This window comes from Desulfosporosinus acidiphilus SJ4, from assembly GCF_000255115.2.
GTDB lineage: Bacteria > Bacillota > Desulfitobacteriia > Desulfitobacteriales > Desulfitobacteriaceae > Desulfosporosinus > Desulfosporosinus acidiphilus.
The window spans coordinates 4,353,977-4,373,362 of record NC_018068.1 but is presented as its reverse complement, the minus strand read 5'-3'; the positions used below and the strand labels follow the sequence as shown (position 1 = coordinate 4,373,362).

The 19,386-nt window shown below is 42.2% G+C and carries 15 protein-coding genes, 1 pseudogene and 1 riboswitch; of the genes and pseudogenes, 9 read left to right on the top strand and 7 right to left on the bottom strand.

Features of this window, described 5'->3' with window-relative positions; translation table 11 throughout:
- Positions 1-121: 121 nt before the first annotated feature.
- A complete protein-coding gene (locus DESACI_RS20105; RefSeq protein WP_014829062.1) occupies positions 122-1,171 on the top strand; it encodes a metallophosphoesterase family protein in 1,050 nt (349 codons plus the stop codon).
- A 188-nt stretch (positions 1,172-1,359) separates the two neighbouring features.
- Here DESACI_RS20105 and DESACI_RS23865 read toward each other — a convergent pair whose 3' ends face one another.
- Together DESACI_RS23865 and DESACI_RS20100 are read right to left on the bottom strand one after the other, a co-directional pair.
- A complete protein-coding gene (locus tag DESACI_RS23865) occupies positions 1,360-1,536 on the bottom strand; it encodes a YjfB family protein (protein WP_014829061.1) in 177 nt (58 codons plus the stop codon).
- A gap of 101 nt (positions 1,537-1,637) precedes the next feature.
- A riboswitch (cyclic di-GMP riboswitch) is annotated at positions 1,638-1,721 on the bottom strand.
- A gap of 228 nt (positions 1,722-1,949) precedes the next feature.
- A complete protein-coding gene (locus tag DESACI_RS20100) occupies positions 1,950-2,186 on the bottom strand; it encodes a YkoF family thiamine/hydroxymethylpyrimidine-binding protein (protein WP_014829060.1) in 237 nt (78 codons plus the stop codon).
- A gap of 226 nt (positions 2,187-2,412) precedes the next feature.
- Between DESACI_RS20100 and DESACI_RS20095 the strand changes: the two are divergent.
- From DESACI_RS20095 to DESACI_RS20070, 7 genes and pseudogenes are all read left to right on the top strand, one after another.
- Positions 2,413-3,923 (top strand): annotated as a pseudogene (locus DESACI_RS20095) (IS5 family transposase).
- Positions 3,924-4,036: 113 nt separating this feature from the next.
- The gene (locus DESACI_RS20090; RefSeq protein WP_014829059.1) at positions 4,037-5,320 is read left to right on the top strand and encodes an L-cysteine desulfidase family protein; all 1,284 of its coding nucleotides are present in this window, start codon (positions 4,037-4,039) and stop codon (positions 5,318-5,320) included.
- 187 nt (positions 5,321-5,507) lie between these two features.
- Positions 5,508-7,496 carry an ABC-F family ATP-binding cassette domain-containing protein gene (locus DESACI_RS20085; protein ID WP_014829058.1) on the top strand — a complete coding sequence of 663 codons (1,989 nt, stop codon included), beginning with the start codon at positions 5,508-5,510 and terminating at the stop codon, positions 7,494-7,496.
- A 22-nt stretch (positions 7,497-7,518) separates the two neighbouring features.
- On the top strand, positions 7,519-7,674 hold the full coding sequence (locus tag DESACI_RS24850) for a hypothetical protein (protein ID WP_014829057.1): 156 nt from the start codon (positions 7,519-7,521) through the stop codon (positions 7,672-7,674).
- A gap of 18 nt (positions 7,675-7,692) precedes the next feature.
- Positions 7,693-9,249, top strand: a complete 1,557-nt coding sequence (locus DESACI_RS20080; RefSeq protein WP_014829056.1) for an ABC-F family ATP-binding cassette domain-containing protein — start codon at positions 7,693-7,695, stop codon at positions 9,247-9,249.
- Between the two features lie 409 nt (positions 9,250-9,658).
- Entirely contained in the window at positions 9,659-11,347 is a 1,689-nt protein-coding gene (locus DESACI_RS20075; RefSeq protein WP_014829055.1) for a methyl-accepting chemotaxis protein, read from the top strand.
- A 348-nt stretch (positions 11,348-11,695) separates the two neighbouring features.
- Complete coding sequence (locus DESACI_RS20070; protein ID WP_014829054.1) at positions 11,696-13,426, top strand: methyl-accepting chemotaxis protein; 1,731 nt, start codon at positions 11,696-11,698, stop codon at positions 13,424-13,426.
- A gap of 115 nt (positions 13,427-13,541) precedes the next feature.
- Here DESACI_RS20070 and DESACI_RS20065 read toward each other — a convergent pair whose 3' ends face one another.
- The 5 genes from DESACI_RS20065 to DESACI_RS20045 all read right to left on the bottom strand — a co-directional run bounded on the left by DESACI_RS20065 (position 13,542) and on the right by DESACI_RS20045 (position 17,646).
- Positions 13,542-14,138 carry a phosphatase PAP2 family protein gene (locus DESACI_RS20065; protein WP_014829053.1) on the bottom strand — a complete coding sequence of 199 codons (597 nt, stop codon included), beginning with the start codon at positions 14,136-14,138 and terminating at the stop codon, positions 13,542-13,544.
- A 199-nt stretch (positions 14,139-14,337) separates the two neighbouring features.
- A complete protein-coding gene (locus DESACI_RS20060) occupies positions 14,338-15,081 on the bottom strand; it encodes an ABC transporter permease (RefSeq protein ID WP_014829052.1) in 744 nt (247 codons plus the stop codon).
- Positions 15,081-15,809 (bottom strand): ABC transporter ATP-binding protein, encoded by a 729-nt coding sequence (locus DESACI_RS20055; RefSeq protein ID WP_014829051.1) that lies wholly within the window; start codon positions 15,807-15,809, stop codon positions 15,081-15,083. The genes DESACI_RS20060 and DESACI_RS20055 overlap by 1 nt, the downstream gene beginning before the upstream one ends.
- A 184-nt stretch (positions 15,810-15,993) precedes the next feature.
- A complete protein-coding gene (locus DESACI_RS20050; protein ID WP_014829050.1) occupies positions 15,994-16,872 on the bottom strand; it encodes a hypothetical protein in 879 nt (292 codons plus the stop codon).
- 153 nt (positions 16,873-17,025) lie between these two features.
- Positions 17,026-17,646, bottom strand: a complete 621-nt coding sequence (locus DESACI_RS20045; RefSeq protein ID WP_014829049.1) for a DedA family protein — start codon at positions 17,644-17,646, stop codon at positions 17,026-17,028.
- A gap of 354 nt (positions 17,647-18,000) precedes the next feature.
- On the opposite strand from DESACI_RS20045, the gene DESACI_RS20040 reads away from it, so the two are divergent.
- Positions 18,001-19,218 carry an ABC transporter permease gene (locus tag DESACI_RS20040; protein WP_014829048.1) on the top strand — a complete coding sequence of 406 codons (1,218 nt, stop codon included), beginning with the start codon at positions 18,001-18,003 and terminating at the stop codon, positions 19,216-19,218.
- The last annotated feature ends 168 nt before the right edge of the window (positions 19,219-19,386 follow it).

Below are 19,386 nucleotides of genomic sequence, written 5' to 3'. Positions count from 1 at the left end.
AAAGAAGGGCTAATTGGTGCGAAGACAGTGCCTGCGGGGGCCAGCCAAGTTTTTATAAAAATGGTTATTAACTTAGGTTTCAAGCCAAACTAACCAGAGATTTAATTATGGAGGATAAGTTTTGGCAGAAAGAAAAAATATAAAAGTTCAGTTGCTATTTATGCTGATAAATATTTGCATCATACTTCCTATTAAACCTTCAACTGTTCAACAGACAATTCCTACGGATTCTAATATAATTACCCCCCCGATCAAGGCTTCAGCGACAAATTTAAGAGATCAGCCACTATTGCAGTTTGGAGTTGTTAGTGATATTCACGTTCAAGCCAGCGACAAGTTGGCAAAGACCAAATTTTCTAAGATGCTTTACGACATGAAAGAACATTTGAATATCAACAATATCATCATTAACGGCGACTTAGGAAATGGAAATTTACAGGACTATAATGTATTCCATAACTTTATAACGACTAAAGGAAAGAACATTAGATTTTACTATACGATTGGGAACCACGAATTTTATAATGCTTTTAGAAGCAAGAAAACAAACGGATGGAGTCCGAAAACCTTTCCAAATGGTGAAACAGAACAGTTAGCTATCAAGCGGTTCTTAAGTTTAACTGGTCAACCAAACGTATACTATGACAAATATATATCTGGCTATCATTTTATCTTTCTTGGTTCGGAAAAGTCGGCAATGAGCGGAAAAGAATATAAAGACAAGGCTTATCTTTCCGCCAATCAATTAGCTTGGCTTCGGGCAAAACTTAAAGAAAACTATTCACCCCATAAACCAATGTTTGTTTTCTTACATCAACCGTTTCCCAATAATACCACCTGTAGCTGGTATCGTTCGATACAGGGTTATGTTATTCAGCGGGATCAATTAAAAACGTTGTTAGGGCACTACCCGGAAGTAATTTTTTTCAGCGGACACACTCATTGGCAGTTAGAGCTGGGTCGGGAGATTGCGAAAGGTCCGTTTTATATGGTCAACGATTCATCCGTGGCAATGCCAATTGATGTTAATGGCAAGAAGTTATCTAATAAAAGTGAGGGTCTCGTGGTAAATGTTTATAAAAATAGAGTAGTCATCAAAGGGAGAGATTTTAGCGGTGAAACATGGATTTCCAACACAAGTCATGAACTAATTTACAAGAAGGAATCTTGAACTATCCGATTGAATTCGATAGGCGCAACTTAACGACTTAAAGACAGCTTTAGATAAGCTAGTCACAGCAGGGACTATAACTCAAGCTCAAGAAGATGCTATCTTAACAAAATAAGACAATCAACGTCAAAAGCGTCGGAATAAGTTATTCCGACGCTTTTGACGTTGATTGAAATAAGTACTTTCCTTTAGGCTTTCACATCAAGGTTGCCACCAAGATTCGGGTTCAATGACCGTTCCATCATCTGTACTAGTGCATTACCTTCCATTTTAGCGGTGTCCATGACTTTTTTTAGTACTGAAACAGATGCTTGGTTTTGAACTTGGCCTTGGCTCATGATAGACGCTGTAACTGCTAAATCCATTTGCATTTCCCTCCTTTATACTGAAGACTTTCATAAGATTTTGATCGAAAGACGAAATAAAAAATCGCCATATCTTTTTAATACAGCGACAAAAATAACTGTTCGGTAACCCAGCCATCCTTACCTTAAGTAGAGGATCTGTGGCTTTGCGTCCCCTGCTTTCGCAGGGTTTGCCATTGTCGCAGCTATATTAAATATAGTCTATAGTAATTGAGTATTGTGGTACTTTTATGATAGTATCTTTTGAGCCTTATAGTATTAGTATAACACAAAATAGTGGCCTAAAGCTTTATTTTCACTAAGACTCGCATTCTATAAGTGGGAGTTACCCTCTCTCTTTCTTCGGTAGGGGCAGTGTCTCCCTCCGCTGCGTAGTTTCTTTTCTGGAATAGAGGGCTTCGGCCTAGATAATATTAATGGGCGGTATTAGAGATAGTTACCACCATACTGACTTCACCGGATGTTTTGGCAGCATCAAAAACCTTCTTGATACCATTCCATACTTGCTCATCATTTCCATCAATGTGAGTGCTAAGGGAACCGACTTTGTACTGGATGTTTTCATTGGACAAAGAATTAATTGAATTGTTAATAACCTGGCCGGGACTGTTTGTTTTCTGTGGGTAAATCGATACTTCAGCACATAACATGGCAAAATACCTCCTAAGCTATATTATCTGAGAGTCTTTTGAATTTTGAACCTTGGGATAGCCTTCCCAAGTTAATTGAATCTATTAATGCTGGTATATTTAAATTAGGGATTACTGAATAACCTCGAAACCTGCATGGGAGTAGGAACTAAGGCCATTTTCGTGGTATAATAAAGCAAGATAAAGGATGAATATGGTCGAAAAACCTTGCAGATGGGGGACGAAAATGTACCGAAAACCTACAGGTCAAATTAGCTTACTCGAAGACTTCAGATTTTTTGCAGGCGGCAAACTTGATGCGAATAACCGTTGGGTCAAGATGGCCGATTTGATTCCCTGGAACGTTGTTGAAGAGCGATATGCTTCTCATTTCCCAAAGCATACTGGAAATGTTGCGAAACCAGTTCGTGTCGCATTGGGTGCCCTCATCATCAAAGAAAAGTGTGGATTTTCCGACGAAGAAACCGTCCAACAAATCATGGAAAACCCCTATTTGCAATACTTCATCGGGCTGGAGGAATTTCAAACCACTCCACCGTTCGATTCATCGAGTATGGTCCATTTTCGGAAACGCCTCGACGCTAAGGTAATTGCTGAACTGAACGAAGCCTTATGTAAGGGAGAAACAAAGACGGAAACTGAAGATCATAAAGATCAAAACACTCCCCCACCAAGTTCAGGTTGTACAGACGACAATCGTCGTGAAGATCAAGCAAGCAGTGAGCAACCACCCCAACAAAACCACGGAAAACTCATTTTGGATGCCACATGCACCCCGGCCGATGTGAAATATCCCACGGATTTTTCTCTACTAAATGACGCACGGGAAAAGTTAGAGGCCATGGTGGACACCTTGCATGAGAATCAAATAGGGAAAGAGCTCAAGCCAAGAACCTATCGACAAAAGGCACGTAAACTCTATCTGAAGTTAGAAAAGAATCGGAAACCCAGAAGTCGTGAAATCCGCAAGGCCATTCGGAAACAGCTGAGCTTCGTTACAAGAGACCTTCAGATCGTCTTGAAACTATCAGCCAAGTACCCAGAAGGACTCAGTAAACGGCAGCAAAAAGACTTAGAAACCATACAAACACTCTTTGAACAGCAAAAACCATGTATGACAAACGAGTCCACACTATAGAAGAGCGTATCGTGAGCATTAGCCAACCGCATGTTCGCCCGATTGTGAGGGGTAAAAAAACAGCAGCCACAGAATTTGGAGCGAAAGTTGCCATAAGTATCGTCAACGGATTTGCTTGGATCGAGAAGTTGAGTTGGGAAGCCTTTAATGAGGGCACCACCCTGATTGATTCGGTAGAAACCTATAAGGAGCGCCATGGAAACTATCCTGAATCCGTGATTGCCGATAAAATATATCGGAACCGAGACAACCTGCAGTACTGCAAGTTACATGGCATTCGGCTTAACGGGCCCAAACTAGGTCGACCCTCGAAGGATAAAAAAGAGCATTTAGAACAAAGGCGGCTAGAGAAACAAGAGGCAGGCCTAAGAAATGCAGTCGAGGCGAAATTCGGTGAAGGAAAACGTCGTTATGGACTAGGTCGAATAATGGTACGTCTCAAAGAAACGAGTGAGACGGTCATTGGCTTACAGTTCATCATCATGAACCTGGGGAAGCGCCTCCGGGATCTTTTGTACCTTTTTTGGGAAACGCCTTTTTTCGAGTTGGGAGATTTTGTTTGTTGCCTAGAAACTAAAAATATGGGGACTGTTCAGTAATCCCTAAATTATTCAAGGCTGAAAAAAACTATATACGTCAAATAGAGGAGTTTTTTCATAATTGGAAGAATACATAAAATGCGCTTAGTTACTAAGAAAGTAGGGATATAATAGTGCAATATGCTGAATTTTTAGGATTATTGGAGAAGGAACTCGTAGTTTCCTTAGGTTGTACTGAGCCTATGGCGATTGCCTATGCTGCCGCTTTAGCCAAAAGTTATGTCCGGGGAGAAGTCACTTCCGTCAAGGTCCTTGCAAGTACTAATGTCATAAAGAACGCCATGGCTGTAACCATTCCCGGCATTGAGGGAAGTGGAGTGAATCTTGCTGCCGCCCTGGGGGTGATTGCCGGGGATTATAGAAAAGGACTGGAAGTCTTAACGGGATTGACTGCGCTTGATGTTGAGAAAGCCAAGAAAATGATTGCGGAAAAATTAATAGCTGTCGAGGTTGCTGAGACCCCGAAGAAACTATATATAGAAGTAACTATTACGGCACAGGAGTCATACGCCAAGGTTATCGTTGCTGATGAACATACACGGGTTGCTCTCATCGAAGTTGACGGCAAAACAGTTCTTGATACATTTGCGGAAGATAAGGCTGACGAGCATGAGGAGAGTCAATACTCATTTTTATCAATTGATTCTATCTGGGATTTTGTGCAGAATGTCAGTATTGAGGATTTGTCCATCATCAGGAAGGCAATCGAACTTAATAAAACGATTGGCTTAGAGGGATTACTTAACGAGTATGGTTTAAGAGTGGGTAAAACGATCAAGGAAAGTGTCCAGAAGGGGATTTTTGCGGATGACTTGATCACTCAAGCCATGGCTTTGACGGCCGGTGCCTCCGATGCCAGAATGTCTGGCTGTCCTTTGCCTGTTATGAGCAATTCGGGCAGCGGTAATCAGGGGATTTCTGCAACCTTGCCGGTTGTGGCTGTCGGGGAAAAATTGGGGGCGGCTCATGAACCATTAATACGGGCAGTAACGTTGAGCAATCTCATTGCAATTTATATTAAAACAAAAATCGGCCGGCTCTCGGCCTTATGTGGGGCTACAGCATCGGGAACAGGTGCGAGCTGTGGTATTACCTATTTGCTTGGCGGCGGTAAGCAAGAAATCCAGACAGCCATTCAAAACATGCAGGGTAATGTGGCCGGAATGTTCTGCGACGGGGCAAAAGCTGGATGTGCCTTAAAACTGTCAACGTGCACGAGCACTGCGGTTCAGTCGGCCGTTATGGCGATTAAGGGGATTGCCATCCAGTCCACAGATGGTATTATAGAAAAAACGGCCGAACAAACGATTGCCAATCTCGGTCGTCTCGCAGCTCAGGGCACCCAAGAAGTCGATCGGATCATTTTAGATATTATGGTCAATAAGAAAGTCGGATAATAATGGCGGTTGCACGAGGTTTATGGGGTAACTTAAGTTCTGACCTGCAGAAGTAAATCTCTTAGAAAAAGTCCTATAGCGATGCCATGGATTGACATCGCTATAGGACTTTTTTCTTTATAGGTTTCTCTGAAGAATCCTTTGTCAAAGCATGATATAATATGAGGTATTTGGAGGAACAAATCACATGAATATCATGACTGTTGAAAATTTAACTAAAAGTTATAGCGATAAGATTCTTTTCAAAGAGATTTCCTTTGGAATTGATGAAGGGGAAAAGATCGGAATTATTGGGGTAAACGGTACGGGCAAATCTACCCTGCTCAAGATCCTGGCAGGAGTTGAGAAACCGGATCAAGGCAGTATTACGATGGGCAGCAATGTACACTTAGAGTTCTTACCCCAAAATCCTGAGTTTGAAGATAGTGCGACGGTTCTGCAGCAGGTCTTCAGAGGGAATTCTCCTGTCATGAACTTGCTGAGGGAGTATGAAAGCGCCCTGGAGAAATTAAACAATCAACCGGAGAATTCCGGTTTGCAGAAAACCGTGATAACTCTCGGTCAGCGGATGGACGAACTTGATGCCTGGCAGCTGGAGAACGAAGCTAAAACAATTCTTACGAAATTAGGAATTGCTAAGTTTGATCTGGTGGTGGGAACCTTGTCAGGGGGACAAAGAAAACGCATCGCTTTAGCCAGTGCGCTGATTAATCCCGCAGATATTCTGGTTCTGGATGAACCGACGAACCATATTGACAATGACACCGTGGATTGGCTGGAACAATATTTAAATAAGCGCAAGGGCGCCTTAATTATGGTTACCCATGATCGTTATTTTCTTGACCGGGTTGTGGGCCGTGTCTTGGAAATTGATCGCGGCAAATTATACCCGTATCCCGGGAATTACAGCCGCTTTCTGGAATTAAAGGTTGAACGGGAGGAACAGGCGGAGGCAAGTGAGAAAAAACGCCAAAATCTTTTGCGCAATGAACTGGCCTGGATGCGCCGGGGGGCTCAGGCCCGTTCAACAAAGCAGAAGGCCAGAATCGAGCGGTTTGAAAAACTTCAAGCTGATAAGCCTTTTGAGAACAGCGAACGTTTGGAAATGTCGGCCGTGGCTTCACGTTTAGGAAAAAAGGTTTTAGAATGCAGTGCTGTACAAAAAGGGTTTCCGGACCGGGGAATGGTGATTAAAGATTTCAGTTATGTGCTGCTGAGAAATGACCGGGTGGGGATTATCGGACCGAATGGGAGCGGTAAATCCACGCTCTTGAATATCCTGGCGGGGCGTTTGTCTCCGGATCAAGGCAGTATCGATGTGGGATCTACGGTTAAACTAGGGTATTTTGCTCAGGAAAACACGGCCTTGAATCCGGAAAATCGTGTTATTGAGGAAATAAAAGAGATAGCAGAAGTGATTCCCACGGGGGACGGCGGAGTTTTGACAGCCTCGCAAATGTTGGAGCGCTTTCTATTTCCCCCGTCTTCCCAGTGGACGCCTATCAGCAAGCTTTCCGGCGGGGAAAAGCGCAGGCTCTATCTTTTGAAAGTTTTAATGGGGGCTCCGAATGTTCTTTTATTGGATGAACCCACCAATGATTTGGACATTCAGACTTTGACGGTGTTGGAAAATTATCTGGATGACTTTCCGGGAGCTGTGGTCGCCGTTTCCCATGACCGTTATTTTCTTGATCGGGTGACGGAAAAGATCTTCTCCTTTGAAGGGGAAGGAACGATTCGTCAATATGTGGGAAACTATTCAGATTATCGCGAGCAGCTCTATGCAGCAGCTCAGGAGGAGGCTCAGGCGGCTCAGCAAGCAACTCTGCGCGCAGCGATTTCCAAATCCGGTCAAAGCGGCAACAAATCCTCAAGTCCTTCCGGCATGAGAGGTCAGGCAGAAAATCAAGAAGCTGACAGGAAAAAGGAACGGCCCCTGAAAATGACCTTTAAGGAGCAGCAGGAATTTGCTCAAATTGATGCTCAGATTGCCCAGGTTGAAGAAGAATTGCAGACGAATTCACAAAAAATGAATGAGGCAGGCAGTGATTTTGGCAAACTAAATGAGTTGGCAAAGCATCAAGAAGAATTAGAACGACATCTCGATGAACTCATCGAGCGCTGGACCTATTTAAATGAATTAGCCGAAAAGATTGCTCAAAATAAGAAGCAATAACTAAACTTGAGGGGATAGCTCTATGGATGATAAGACAATTGCCCAGATGAAAAAGATTCTTGCGGATAAAAAAATGAAGAGTTCTCAACAGGGAGGGCCGGTTAAGTCCACCCAAAAGATCGGTGAAACCCGTAAGGGTATTAAGCGGCGAAAAGCCGGAGGCATGTTTGATAAGTAAGGAGAGAAGAAACGGTCAATGAGCGTATTAAATGTTGAAAACGTGAGCCATGGATTTGGTGGACGCAAAATTTTGGAAGATGTCAGTTTTCGCTTGTTAAAAGGGGAACACGTGGGTTTAGTGGGGGCCAACGGAGAAGGAAAGTCTACCTTTTTAGATATTATCATTGGGAAACTCATGCCTGATAAAGGGAAGGTCGAATGGTCGAATCGAGTGACGGTTGGATATTTAGATCAGCATTCGGTTTTGAGCAAAGGGAAAACCATCCGGGATGTTCTGAAAGAAGCCTTTCAAGGAATGTTTGATTTGGAAGCGGAGATTATGACCTTATATGACCGCATGGGAAGCGCTTCTGAAGAAGAGATGAATAAACTTTTGGACGATGTGGGAGAAATTCAAAGCATCTTGGAGCATAATGGTTTTTATATGCTGGATGCTAAAATTGAAGAAGTCGCCAATGGTTTGGGCTTAGGGGAAATCGGCCTCGATAAAGATGTCACAGACTTAAGCGGAGGGCAGAGAACCAAGGTACTGCTGACGAAACTCCTGCTGCAGAATCCTACGATTCTGATTCTGGATGAACCGACGAACTTTTTGGATGCTGAGCATATCGAGTGGCTGAAACGTTATCTCATTAATTATGAAAATGCTTTTATTTTGGTTTCCCATGATGTTCCTTTCTTAAACGCCGTGATTAATGTGATTTATCATGTAGAGAATGCTAATTTGACTCGCTATACAGGGAATTATGAGGAATTTGTCCAGTTGGCTGAAACACGCAAACAGCAAGAGCTTAAGGCTTATGACAAACAGCAAAAAGAAGTCGACCGTCTGGAGGATTTTATTGCCCGCAATAAGGCAAGAATCTCCACCACGGGTCGGGCTAAGAGCCGGCAGAAGCAGTTGGACAGAATGGAATTGATCGAGAAACCTAAGGAGAAAATTACTCCCACCTTTAAGTTTCGCGAAGCCCGGGCACCGGGGAAAATGATTTTCACGGCTCAAGAGATTGTTCTGGGTTATGATGAGCCTTTGACCCGTCCCTTAAATTTGGCTTTGGAGAGAGGCCAGAAAGTGGCGATTCGGGGAGTTAATGGTTTAGGAAAATCTACGCTGCTCAAGACCCTTTTGGGCTATATTGAGCCGATTTCCGGAGCAGTAGAATTGGGCGACTATCTGTATCCAGGTTATTTCGAGCAGGAATCAAGCCGGAAGAATGAGAAAACGGCTTTAGAAGAGGTTTGGGATGAATATCCCAGTATGGCCAATGCCGAAGTTCGAGGAGCCCTGGCTCGGTGCGGTTTAACCAGCGAGCATATTGCCAGTAAGATGATGGTTTTGAGCGGGGGAGAAAACGCTAAAGTGCGGTTATGCAAGCTGATGCTCAAAGATGTGAACTGGCTGGTTCTGGACGAACCGACGAATCATCTGGATGTGGAAGCGAAAGCAGAGTTGAAGAAAGCGATCATGAATTATCGCGGAACTGTGCTTGTTGTTTCCCACGAACCTGATTTCTATGAGGATTGGGTGACGGATGTGTGGAACTTAGAAGAGTGGACGACTAAAATCGTTTAATCATTGTTACAAAGACAACCTTGTGCCAGGGCAGTATTTAGATGAGGTTAACTGTTGAATTAAATAGGGATAAACTAACATGCCGTTCAAATCGTTATTTTGAACGGCATGTTAGTTTATCCCCAACTATGAGGCTCAATGAAAAAACTTTCACGGCAGACGATCGTCAACAAAGCCACGAGGTCGGTTTCAGCTGAATGAGTCCACTTTAGTATGGAATTGAGTTCTCTATAGCATTTAATTACTACGGTTTATGAAATTTGTGCCAATGGCACGATTATTTGAGACCTTTGGTCCTATTCATGAATCGCGGCATTGACTATAATGGATGTTAATGAAATCTTAACATAAATTCCATAAAATCTAAAGATAGCGCTAACCTGAACACTTTGAGAAAGAAGGCGAGTCCATGAAATTTAGCATCAAAGCAAAACTGATTGTCATTATTGTGACATTAGTACTTGTATCGACATCAGTGATTACGCTATTTGCAGTTGAAACCTTTCGCAATGGCATGGTAACTGTAGCGCAAGAAAAGTTGCCATCAGATCTTGCGATGTCTAAATATATGATTGATAAGTTATTTCCAGGGGAGTGGGCCATTAAAGATAACAAATTGTATAAAGGCGAGAGTATTTTAAACAGTACTGACATTGTTGATCAAATTGGAAAATTGGCCCATGACAATGTCACCATTTTTCAAGGAAATATAAGGGTTGCTACAAATGTAAAAAATGCTGATGGTTCTCGAGCAGTGGGGACTAAGGTTTCGCCTGCAGTTGAGCAAGCGACCCTTAAAGAGGGGAAAACCTATACCGGCGAAGCAATTGTCGTTGGTGTAAAGAATCAAACGATTTATGAACCCATTAAGGATCAACAAGGGAATATCATAGGGATGTTATTCATTGGTGTACCCAGTTCAACCATTGATAGTTTTATATCGCAGCTCACGACAAAAGTAATTATGTTTATTATCCTTGAACTCTTGTTATCGGCCTTATTGATTTGGTTTATCGTCACAAAAACTCTAAGACGTTTGCATCGAATCATGGATTCGGCAGAGCAAGTTGCCAAAGGGGATTTATCCTTAGAAATACAACAGGCAAACGAACATGATGAATTTGGCCAATTAAGCAGTTCATTCCACGTTATGACGAATAACCTAAGACATTTAGTACGAAGTGTCCAGGAATCCTCTGTAAACGTCGCTAAATCTTCTGATGAGATGTCAGCCATTACCGAGCAAAGTGCTCTGGCATCATCTCAAATAGCTGCTGCTATTGAGAAAGTTTCCAGCGGTTCCGAAAAACAGGTTAGTGCTATAGCTGATACCGTAAGTGCAATTGAGCAGTTGTCAGCCAGCACGCAGCAAGTTGCCGCTTCGAGTAATGATATTTCCTTATTAACGGTTCAAACCGCTCAAACAACGGATAACGGTCAAGAGGCAATTAATAAAGTCATCGCTCAAATGGATAGCATTCATAACAAGACGGAGTTAGTACAACAGTGTGTTCAAAAGTTGGAAGAGAGTTCTGACCAGGTTAATAAAATAATCAATGTAATTACGGGTATAACAGAGCAAACAAATCTGCTTGCCCTGAACGCAGCGATTGAAGCGGCACGGGCAGGGCAACATGGGAAAGGATTTGCGGTGGTTGCGGATGAGGTTAGAAAACTCGCCGAGCAGTCGAAAGAAGCGGCTCAACAGATTTCAGCTTTGATCCAGGAAAATGGAGTAAATATTCAAAAGGCCGTAAGTGCCATGAATGATGAAGTGAATGATGTCCTTGAAGGCATAAATATCGTTGATCTGGCAGGAAAGTCATTTTTGGAGATTACAGAACTTGTCCAGCAAATATCGAGTCAGATACAAGAAATATCATCAACAACCCAAGAAGTTGCGAGCGGTACCGGACAAATTGCCTCTTCTATTCAAGAAATTGAACGTATTAGTCAAGATACTGCGGATCAAACCCAAACTGTATCTGCGGCAGTGGAAGAGCAAGTTGCTTCCCTTGAACAGATTAACTCAGCCAGTAAAGGATTGAGTTCAATGATTCAAGATTTGGAGAAAAACGTTAATAGTTTTACAATCTAGGTTGCTAAAATAATCTCTGGGTTTGGCAAGAAATTGAAGGAGATGGGCCTAAAGAAATACTTAACTATAACAAGAAGTTAATATCAGTTGTACAGAAAAAGACTCTATGGTTAAACATTTTATCAACTGTTTGATCCATAGAGTCTGTATATTCTTTTCCATAAACTCTTCTATGATTCCATAACGGAATAAGTGCAGAAGATTGCAAAATTCATTATCCCATAGGGATAACCGTGCTACTGTTTTTGAGGATAAATATTATCCTTAGGGGATAATTGTTTAGCTAAAAATATGATGTAAAAATAATAGTAATGGTGATTAAAGAAATAGAATAAAAGGAGAATCAATATGAACTGGTTTTTAAATCGGCAGATTAGAACTAAAATTTTTGCGCTGATTGTCATCATGGCAATCTTTATGGGAGGACTCGGCTTCGCAGGTTACTATTATAACGAAAAATCAAATAGGGACTTAGTCCTTATGTATAATAGCTACATGTTTAAGGCGAAGGATAATTATGATATGCGCAACCAGCTCCGAGCAGGAGAAGCTTCAACGTTAATGCTTTTACAGGGGCCATCAATTATAACTAAAGAGGACCTTTTAAAAGATATCAAAAGTCGTAATTCAAATTTTGAGGCAGACCTGAATGATCTGGCGTCACGACAGACAGACGCCTACGAGAAGGCCAAAATTGCGGAAATTAGACAATCCCTTGCGCTCTATGAAAGATCCCAACAGGCTGCCATTAACATGTACATCTCGGATGCACAATCTTCGGAGTCAAAAGATGGCGCCTATCTGTACTATTTAAATACAGCATTTCCATACCTGAATTCTACCAACAACCCCCTCATGGATATATCAAACTATGAAATGAAAGATGCGGCGAATGTTTATTCACAGAACGAAGCAGATATATCAAGCGCAATCCGAACAATATTTGTATTGTCAATAGCAGCTTTGGGGATCTCTATTGCATTGGGCATCCTAATTGCAAGTTTTATTTCGAACTCCTTGAATGAAGCCATCGTTCAGATAGAACAGATTGCAAACGGCAATTTGCTGATTGAAAATCTCAAAAGAAGGTCCAATGATGAGGTTGGACGCTTGACTAGAGCGTTTAACAAAATGGCCCAGAATCTGCGTAGTCTGGTGACTGAGGTTGCTGAGTCCTCTGAGAAAGTTGCCGCATCCTCCGAAGAGCTGCTGGCAATCACTGAGGAAAGCACAGCGGCTTCAAATCAAATAGCAACGGCGATGGCAGATGTGACCAAGGATGGCAAGAAACTAACTGCAGCTATCGATGAAACATCTACAGATATCAAGAACGTGTCTGCCGGTGTGCATGAGGTTTCAGAGAATAGCAGCAATGTCGATAGACTTATGCAAAGAACTTCCTCGGCAGTAGTGGAGGGGCAGAGAGCAGTACTAACAGCAGTTGAGCAGGTGAACAGAGTCGGGCAAGGGACGGAAGTGGTCAACCAGGCAGTTGGTGTAGTAGCAACCAGTTCAGGGAAAATTAGAGATATTATTGCTGTGATCAGTGCCATTGCGGAACAAACAAACTTGTTGGCACTTAATGCGGCAATTGAGGCGGCTCGCGCCGGAGAGCAAGGACGTGGGTTTGCGGTTGTCGCCGAAGAAGTGAAAAAGTTAGCGGAACAATCCCAAAAAGCGGCTGAAGAGGTTGCATTCTTAATCCAGGAAAATCAAATCAATATTGATCATGCGGTCAGTGCTATGAGTTCCGGAGCAGCAAATGTCCAAGCCGGTGTTGAAACTGTACGTAAAGCAGGAGATGCTTTTGAAAAAATAGCTGAGCTCGTCAACGAGGTATCACCTCTTATCCAAGGAATTTCCCTTTCGATTCAGGAAATTCTGAGTGGCGAAAAGAGCATTGAGTCGTCGATTGAGGTTGTCGGCGTTATCAGTCAAAAAACTTCCCACCAATCTTTGATAGTTTCTGCATCCGCAGAGGAGCAAATGGCTTCTATGGAGCAGATTTCAGCATCAAGCCAGACGTTAACCGTGTTGGCCCAAAATCTTCAAGAAGCTATTAGCATGTTTAAATTTTAGTATTTTTCTGCTTAAAGGCCCTGTGCAACTAAGTGCACAGGGCCTTTTTCCGTATTTAATAAATTCGAGTTATTATTGAATCTGATGAAATATAATTCGCTGTATTGGTTCCAGACTATTTAAGAGCATTCTGTTCCATGGCTCCATAATGGAATAGGCGCAGCCCAAAATCTGTGATTGGTTGAAAGATTGAACTGAACTTCCAGAGCAATCTGCTGCAGAGAGTACCAATGACCATTCCGGCAATGACATCGGTTGGCCAATGCACTCCGACATACACGCGGCCGACCGCATTTAGGATGGCTAAAATAGTAAAGCTGATGGTAATCCAGCGGGGTGCCTTTCCCCAGGATGCGGCAGCGAAGCCAAAGCTTCCGGTGGTATGATCGCTTGGAAAGGACGCGTCGGCACTATGGGGAATAAGCTGAGTAAATGTCCCTTTCTGAAGCACGGTAAAAGGGCGTGGACGGAAGTAAACGTGGGATATCAGGACGTTGACGATGAGTCCTAAAACACCGGATAGTCCCATTATCAGTAAGGCATGCCGCTGCTTAATTTCGGATTTTGGCATGGAAAACCAGGCGATAATAAAGAGGACGATATAAAGCTCAAGGGAGTACTGGGCGAAAAAAGAAAACATCTTATCAAGTATTGCGTGATGCCCGGCAAATTGGTTTAACAGATGGTATCCTTGCAGGTCAAATGAGTTCATTAAATTGGTTCCTCCTTAAGATATTACAGGATTGGTTGTTCTTCTTTTCTTTGTCAGAAGCGTATGCCTGTATTTTTGCGTTAGGCAGTATGTTACAACATAAACATTAAAAACAGATTAAAAAAGTAAAATAAAAAACATTATAAAAAACAAAAAGGAAAAAAACGAAATAAAAAAACGGATAACTAGGTTCAGCAGTTTATATTTCTTTTTTGTCAAATAAGTAATATCCGCCAGTGAAGAAGATAATTCCGTAAGCCAAGAGGAGCAGGAGCAAGTTTAGCCCTCTTAAAAGATTTGTTCCATTGGGAAGCCACAGTGAGTACCAATTCAAATAGGTCGTAAAAATGTTGTTATTTAACAAGGTGTTAAAGAGGGACAAAGCTTTAATGCCAATAAAGATGAAGATCGAGCTGATGAGAGCCGTACTCCCGCTGCGAAAAAATTGGGCAATAAATGAGGCAAAAATAACTAAAATAAGCGCCGGAATAATGTCGGTTAAGTAGCCAACGACAACACTTGTGATACTGGTGACAGTAATTTTTAAGAAAAAGGCAGAGGCCATGGAAACAAGAAAGATTAAGAAGAAATTGAAAATGACATAAATGCTGACAGCCAGTATTTTCGAGAGATAGATCTTGAAACGGCTTACCGGCATGGTTAGAACCAGCTTTAGCGTTCTGTCTGCGACTTCGCCGGAAAATAAATCTGAGGCTGTCATAAAAACAAAGAGAGGCAGAAGAATATTTGTAAAGATGGCTAAAAGCATTAAGGGATAGCTGAAGGAATTGACAGCAATAAAAATGAGTTTGGCTTGAATGTTTGCTATAAAGAAGGCTGTTAAAAAGCTTATTATAGCCATAATTACCAGGAATACCACTGCCTTTTTCTTTAGGAATAATTTTCGAACTTCGTTAATGACATTTGCCCTTAGACTATCCATCAGACCATTCCTCCTTCCGTCACCTGATTCAAATAGAAGTCCTCTAAAGACTGATAGGATTCTTTAATGCTCTCGATGGATACGCCGTTATTGACAAGTCTTCCTTCATGAATGATGGCAACTTTGTTGCACATAAGTTCAATTTCATGGACTAAATGACTCGATATGAAGAAGGTCATTTTTCTTTTTGCGGCGAGTTCCTTGATGAGATTCCGCATTTGGACCGTACCTTCAATATCCAAGCCATTGGTGGGTTCGTCTAGAATTATCAGCTTAGGATTTGGCAGTAAAGCTCTGGCAAGGGCCAGCCTTTGTTTCATGCCCAGGGAAAATTTACTTGCCTTTTCTTGTTTATAGCTTGTCAGATTCACCAATTCAAGAATGTTATCGATATCTTCTTCATGAATAGTTTGATGGAAACGTGCAATGAATTTTAGGTTTTCATAAGCACTCATATATTCATAAACATCAGCGGTTTCAATAATTGCACCGACATTTCTCATGGCGTTTTCAAACTGGGAGTCCAAATTATACCCTAATATTTTAACATGCCCCTTTTGAAGAGTATTTAACCCTGTAATCCCTTTCATGACAGTGGTTTTGCCTGCCCCATTGGGACCTAAAAAGCCGAAGATATCACCTGTGCAAACGTCAAAGGTAATATCCTTCACTCCGCGTCCATTCTTGTAAATCTTCGTGAGCCCAGCCACTTCTAATACCTTTTCCACTAGCTTCACCCGTTTTTTGTTAATTTATCAGAAAATGAGCAAATTAAGATTGCTCATTTTCTGGCATTTTTTTTATACTTTCAGCGAAGACAATGTCTTCGTCTTCTAGCATCCGTGCAACTTAGCTGCCGCTCTCGCCGGAGGCTTGGCGCCAGCTAAGTTTTCTTTATAACCTGATGGTGAGTTACTCTTTGTGAAATGACATGGTTGTTACTTGCTTTCCTGTTAAATCAATTTTATCAGGAGTCGTGCTGTTGATATTGGACAGATTCAAATTAAGATTAAAGATCAGATCATGCTGAGTACCCTGAGCATCTGTGCCTGATACCTCGATCTTTGCAGTCTGGTCTGTAATAATATCGTCTTTATTGATACTCCCTGTAGAAGTAACGCTGACAACTTTGATATTGCTTTGCAGCTGAGGAATCGCGTCCTTTAAATCTTTGGTGTTATTGGAATCATTGCTTTCGTGATGAAAGGAACCTCTGTGATTTTCTGCCGTGAAGACTAACGAGGTTAAGGCATTGACGAGAGGTGTTACATCATTTTCCCCTAGGTTGATAGCGACGGTTTTAGTTCCATCTGGGTTGGCAGTAGTATTTACTTTATTTTGCATGCTTCCGGCCAAGGTATCGGCCACAACTTCCATACTCTGTTCAACCACGGGATTTTGACTTTCTTTTATAGAGTTAGAGGTAGAATGGCTGTCGTCTCTTACATAATATTGATCACTATTACTGTTTTTAGTGATTCGTTTTCCGTCTTGTTCATAACTGCTTTCAGTTTGGGTGGTATTACCCGAAGTTATAGTAGTTACTTTACTCATGGCATTAGCGCTCTCATTAAGTTTCAGATTCGAAGTAACGTTTAGCAAGCTCTCGCCATTATCCGTAAGGGAAGCTTTTAAATCGACGGTTTCATTTTGGAGATTTTTCGTATCCTTTACAGCATTTTTATAGGTTTCATAGCCGGATAATTGCGAAGCGTTTGTTAACACTGCTCCAAAAAGCAGAGATCCGCCGATGGCTAGACTTGCAGCCATGGCCATAGTTTTTTTGTTCATTTATATGCCTCCAGTTATTAGCTTAAATTGATTCAATCTTGAGATTCTCACCGAAGCCCCGCTGTTCAGCTTATGCTAAACTAGTTCACTAAGGAAAATTGATCTGTTATGTTCAGAGTGTGAGAGTATTGTGATCATTAAATTCGCCACTGTCTATTTTTTAGACTTTAGTGATTTTCTCTTGCGGATAATCCAGAAACCAACCAGCATCAAAATTAGAAGAGCGACGATTAAATCAAGGCGATGAAACAGTGGTTTAAGGGTATTCCAATTTTCCCCCAGTTTCTGGCCGGTAATAATAAGCATTAGGCACCAGGGCAGAGCTCCGGCGACAGTGTAAACAGCCATTTTGAAAGCGTTCATTCTTGCGATGCCTGCGGGCAGGGAGATAAAGGTTCGTACTACAGGCAAGAGCCTGCCAATAAATACGGTTAATTCGCCGCGTCGTTCAAATAATTTTTCGGTGTTGGACAATTCTCGCTCACGGATAAAAATATAGCGTCCAAACTTCTTGATGAACGGTCGGCCTCCCCATAGTCCGATATAATAGGCAATAAGTGCTCCAAAGAGGTTGCCTAAGGTAGCAGCCAGGGTTGCTTGCCAGAGAGTGAACCGGCCCAAAAAGACCATATAACCGGTGAAAGGAAGAATGATCTCACTGGGTAGGGGAATGCAGGCACTTTCAATGGCCATGGCCAGAAAAACTCCCAGATAACCGAACAGAGAAATAACACTGACAACAAATTGCCCAAGGTGGGATAGAATAGTTTCCACTTTGATTCTCCTATATTCAATTTCTTAGACTCTTTAAAAATGACAAATGTCCTATGGTATCGTCTTCACCTCCCTAAAAAGAATTTGCCGTCGCCACAAATTTTGAATAACAAGTTTCAAATCTCTAAAATCTGTAAGGCAAATTTATATTCGATTACCTTGATCATCCCCATGATAAAGTACCAACCTTTAATTTTTCTTAGAATTTTTCCCTGAATTAATACTTTTTTCATAAGTAATGGGGCCTTATTATCAGTGGCCAGGGGAGATAAAACTTTATTTTTTAAGCTGTTTTTAAGACATTAATAGTAAGGTTATGTAGGGACATCGATAGGTGAAGGAGGAGTAGTAGGGTTGAACTTTTTGGAAAGTATTAGGATTTCACTCAGGGCTTTGCGGGCCAATAAACTTAGGTCGGCTTTGACAATGCTGGGGATGATTATCGGGGTAGCGGCTGTCATAGCCATGGTCGGCATCGGTAATGGTGCAACGGCACAAATCACCTCGCAAATTCAGGGACTTGGTTCGAATCTTATTACCGTTAGTCCTGCACGAACTAACTTCGGAGGAGTCCACGGGGGAGCCGGTAGTTTAACGACTCTGACAATAAGTGATATCGATAAGATCAAATTAGATGCGGCTGTGAAAGCGGCAGCCCCCTATACGGATAATGATTATCAGGTGGTGTTGGGTGCCGGAAACACCTCAACTCAAATTAGCGGAACCAATGAGAGTTATCAATTAATTAAAAACGTCACCATGGCCAGAGGCCGATTTCTTACCAAAAACGATGTGGATAGATATGCCAGGGTTGCTGTCCTGGGGCCGAATGTAGTCAACGATCTTATGGGGGACCCCAACGCCGATATCATTGGCAAGAACATCAAGATCAACGGCGTGCCTTTTCAAGTCATTGGAGTGACAACCAGTACTGGGTCAACGGGCTTTCAAAGCAGTGATGATATGATTCTTGCGCCGATCACAACTGTTCAGGAGCGTTTAGTCGGAAGGAAAAACTTACGCAGCATCTTGGTTTCGGCTGCCTCCCCGGATTTAATGCAAACTGCACAAAATGAAATCACCTTAGACATGCGCAAAGCTCATAAAATTAAAGATGGCGAAGCGGATGATTTCACCATTCAGAATCAGGCGGATGTTTTGGCTTCCATGCAAGGGGTAACCCAAACTCTAACCATGCTCCTCGGCGGAATTGCAGGTATTTCTCTCTTGGTTGGAGGAATTGGCATTATGAATATCATGTTAGTTTCAGTGACGGAACGAACCCGGGAGATAGGGATTCGTAAGGCCATCGGAGCAAAGCACAGTGATATTTTATTGCAATTTCTCATCGAAGCTATTGTACTAAGTGTTTTGGGCGGAGGCATCGGCGTTGTTCTTGGCTCCGCAGGCTCTTTTTTGATAGGAACGGCGCTGAAGATGAGCACCAGTATTTCATTATCTTCTGTATTGGTAGCCTTTGGTTTTTCCGCCGCTATTGGTATTATTTTCGGCGTATTCCCCGCACGGAAAGCTGCCTCAATGGATCCGATTGATGCTTTAAGGTTCGAGTAAGCTAAATTATTATGATCCATGAAATCCGACAGGGTTGTTCCTGTCGTATCGGTAGTAAGAAAGACTGCCCATTAGAGCCATGGGCGGTCTTTTTTCGTCATTTTTCATCTTGCTTTAATCTTTGAGTGGTAAAATAGCATAGCCTTTGGATTTGAGCAGTTCTCAGTG

Excerpts from the sequence above, each read along its gene's own strand:
- DESACI_RS23865 (WP_014829061.1), bottom strand. The coding sequence starts at position 1,536 with ATGGATTTAGCAGTTACAGCGTCTATCATGAGCCAAGGCCAAGTTCAA.
- DESACI_RS20100 (WP_014829060.1), bottom strand. The coding sequence starts at position 2,186 with ATGTTATGTGCTGAAGTATCGATTTACCCACAGAAAACAAACAGTCCC.
- DESACI_RS20085 (WP_014829058.1), top strand. The coding sequence starts at position 5,508 with ATGAATATCATGACTGTTGAAAATTTAACTAAAAGTTATAGCGATAAG.
- DESACI_RS24850 (WP_014829057.1), top strand. The coding sequence starts at position 7,519 with ATGGATGATAAGACAATTGCCCAGATGAAAAAGATTCTTGCGGATAAA.
- DESACI_RS20080 (WP_014829056.1), top strand. The coding sequence starts at position 7,693 with ATGAGCGTATTAAATGTTGAAAACGTGAGCCATGGATTTGGTGGACGC.
- DESACI_RS20075 (WP_014829055.1), top strand. The coding sequence starts at position 9,659 with ATGAAATTTAGCATCAAAGCAAAACTGATTGTCATTATTGTGACATTA.
- DESACI_RS20070 (WP_014829054.1), top strand. The coding sequence starts at position 11,696 with ATGAACTGGTTTTTAAATCGGCAGATTAGAACTAAAATTTTTGCGCTG.
- DESACI_RS20065 (WP_014829053.1), bottom strand. The coding sequence starts at position 14,138 with ATGAACTCATTTGACCTGCAAGGATACCATCTGTTAAACCAATTTGCC.
- DESACI_RS20060 (WP_014829052.1), bottom strand. The coding sequence starts at position 15,081 with ATGGATAGTCTAAGGGCAAATGTCATTAACGAAGTTCGAAAATTATTC.
- DESACI_RS20050 (WP_014829050.1), bottom strand. The coding sequence starts at position 16,872 with ATGAACAAAAAAACTATGGCCATGGCTGCAAGTCTAGCCATCGGCGGA.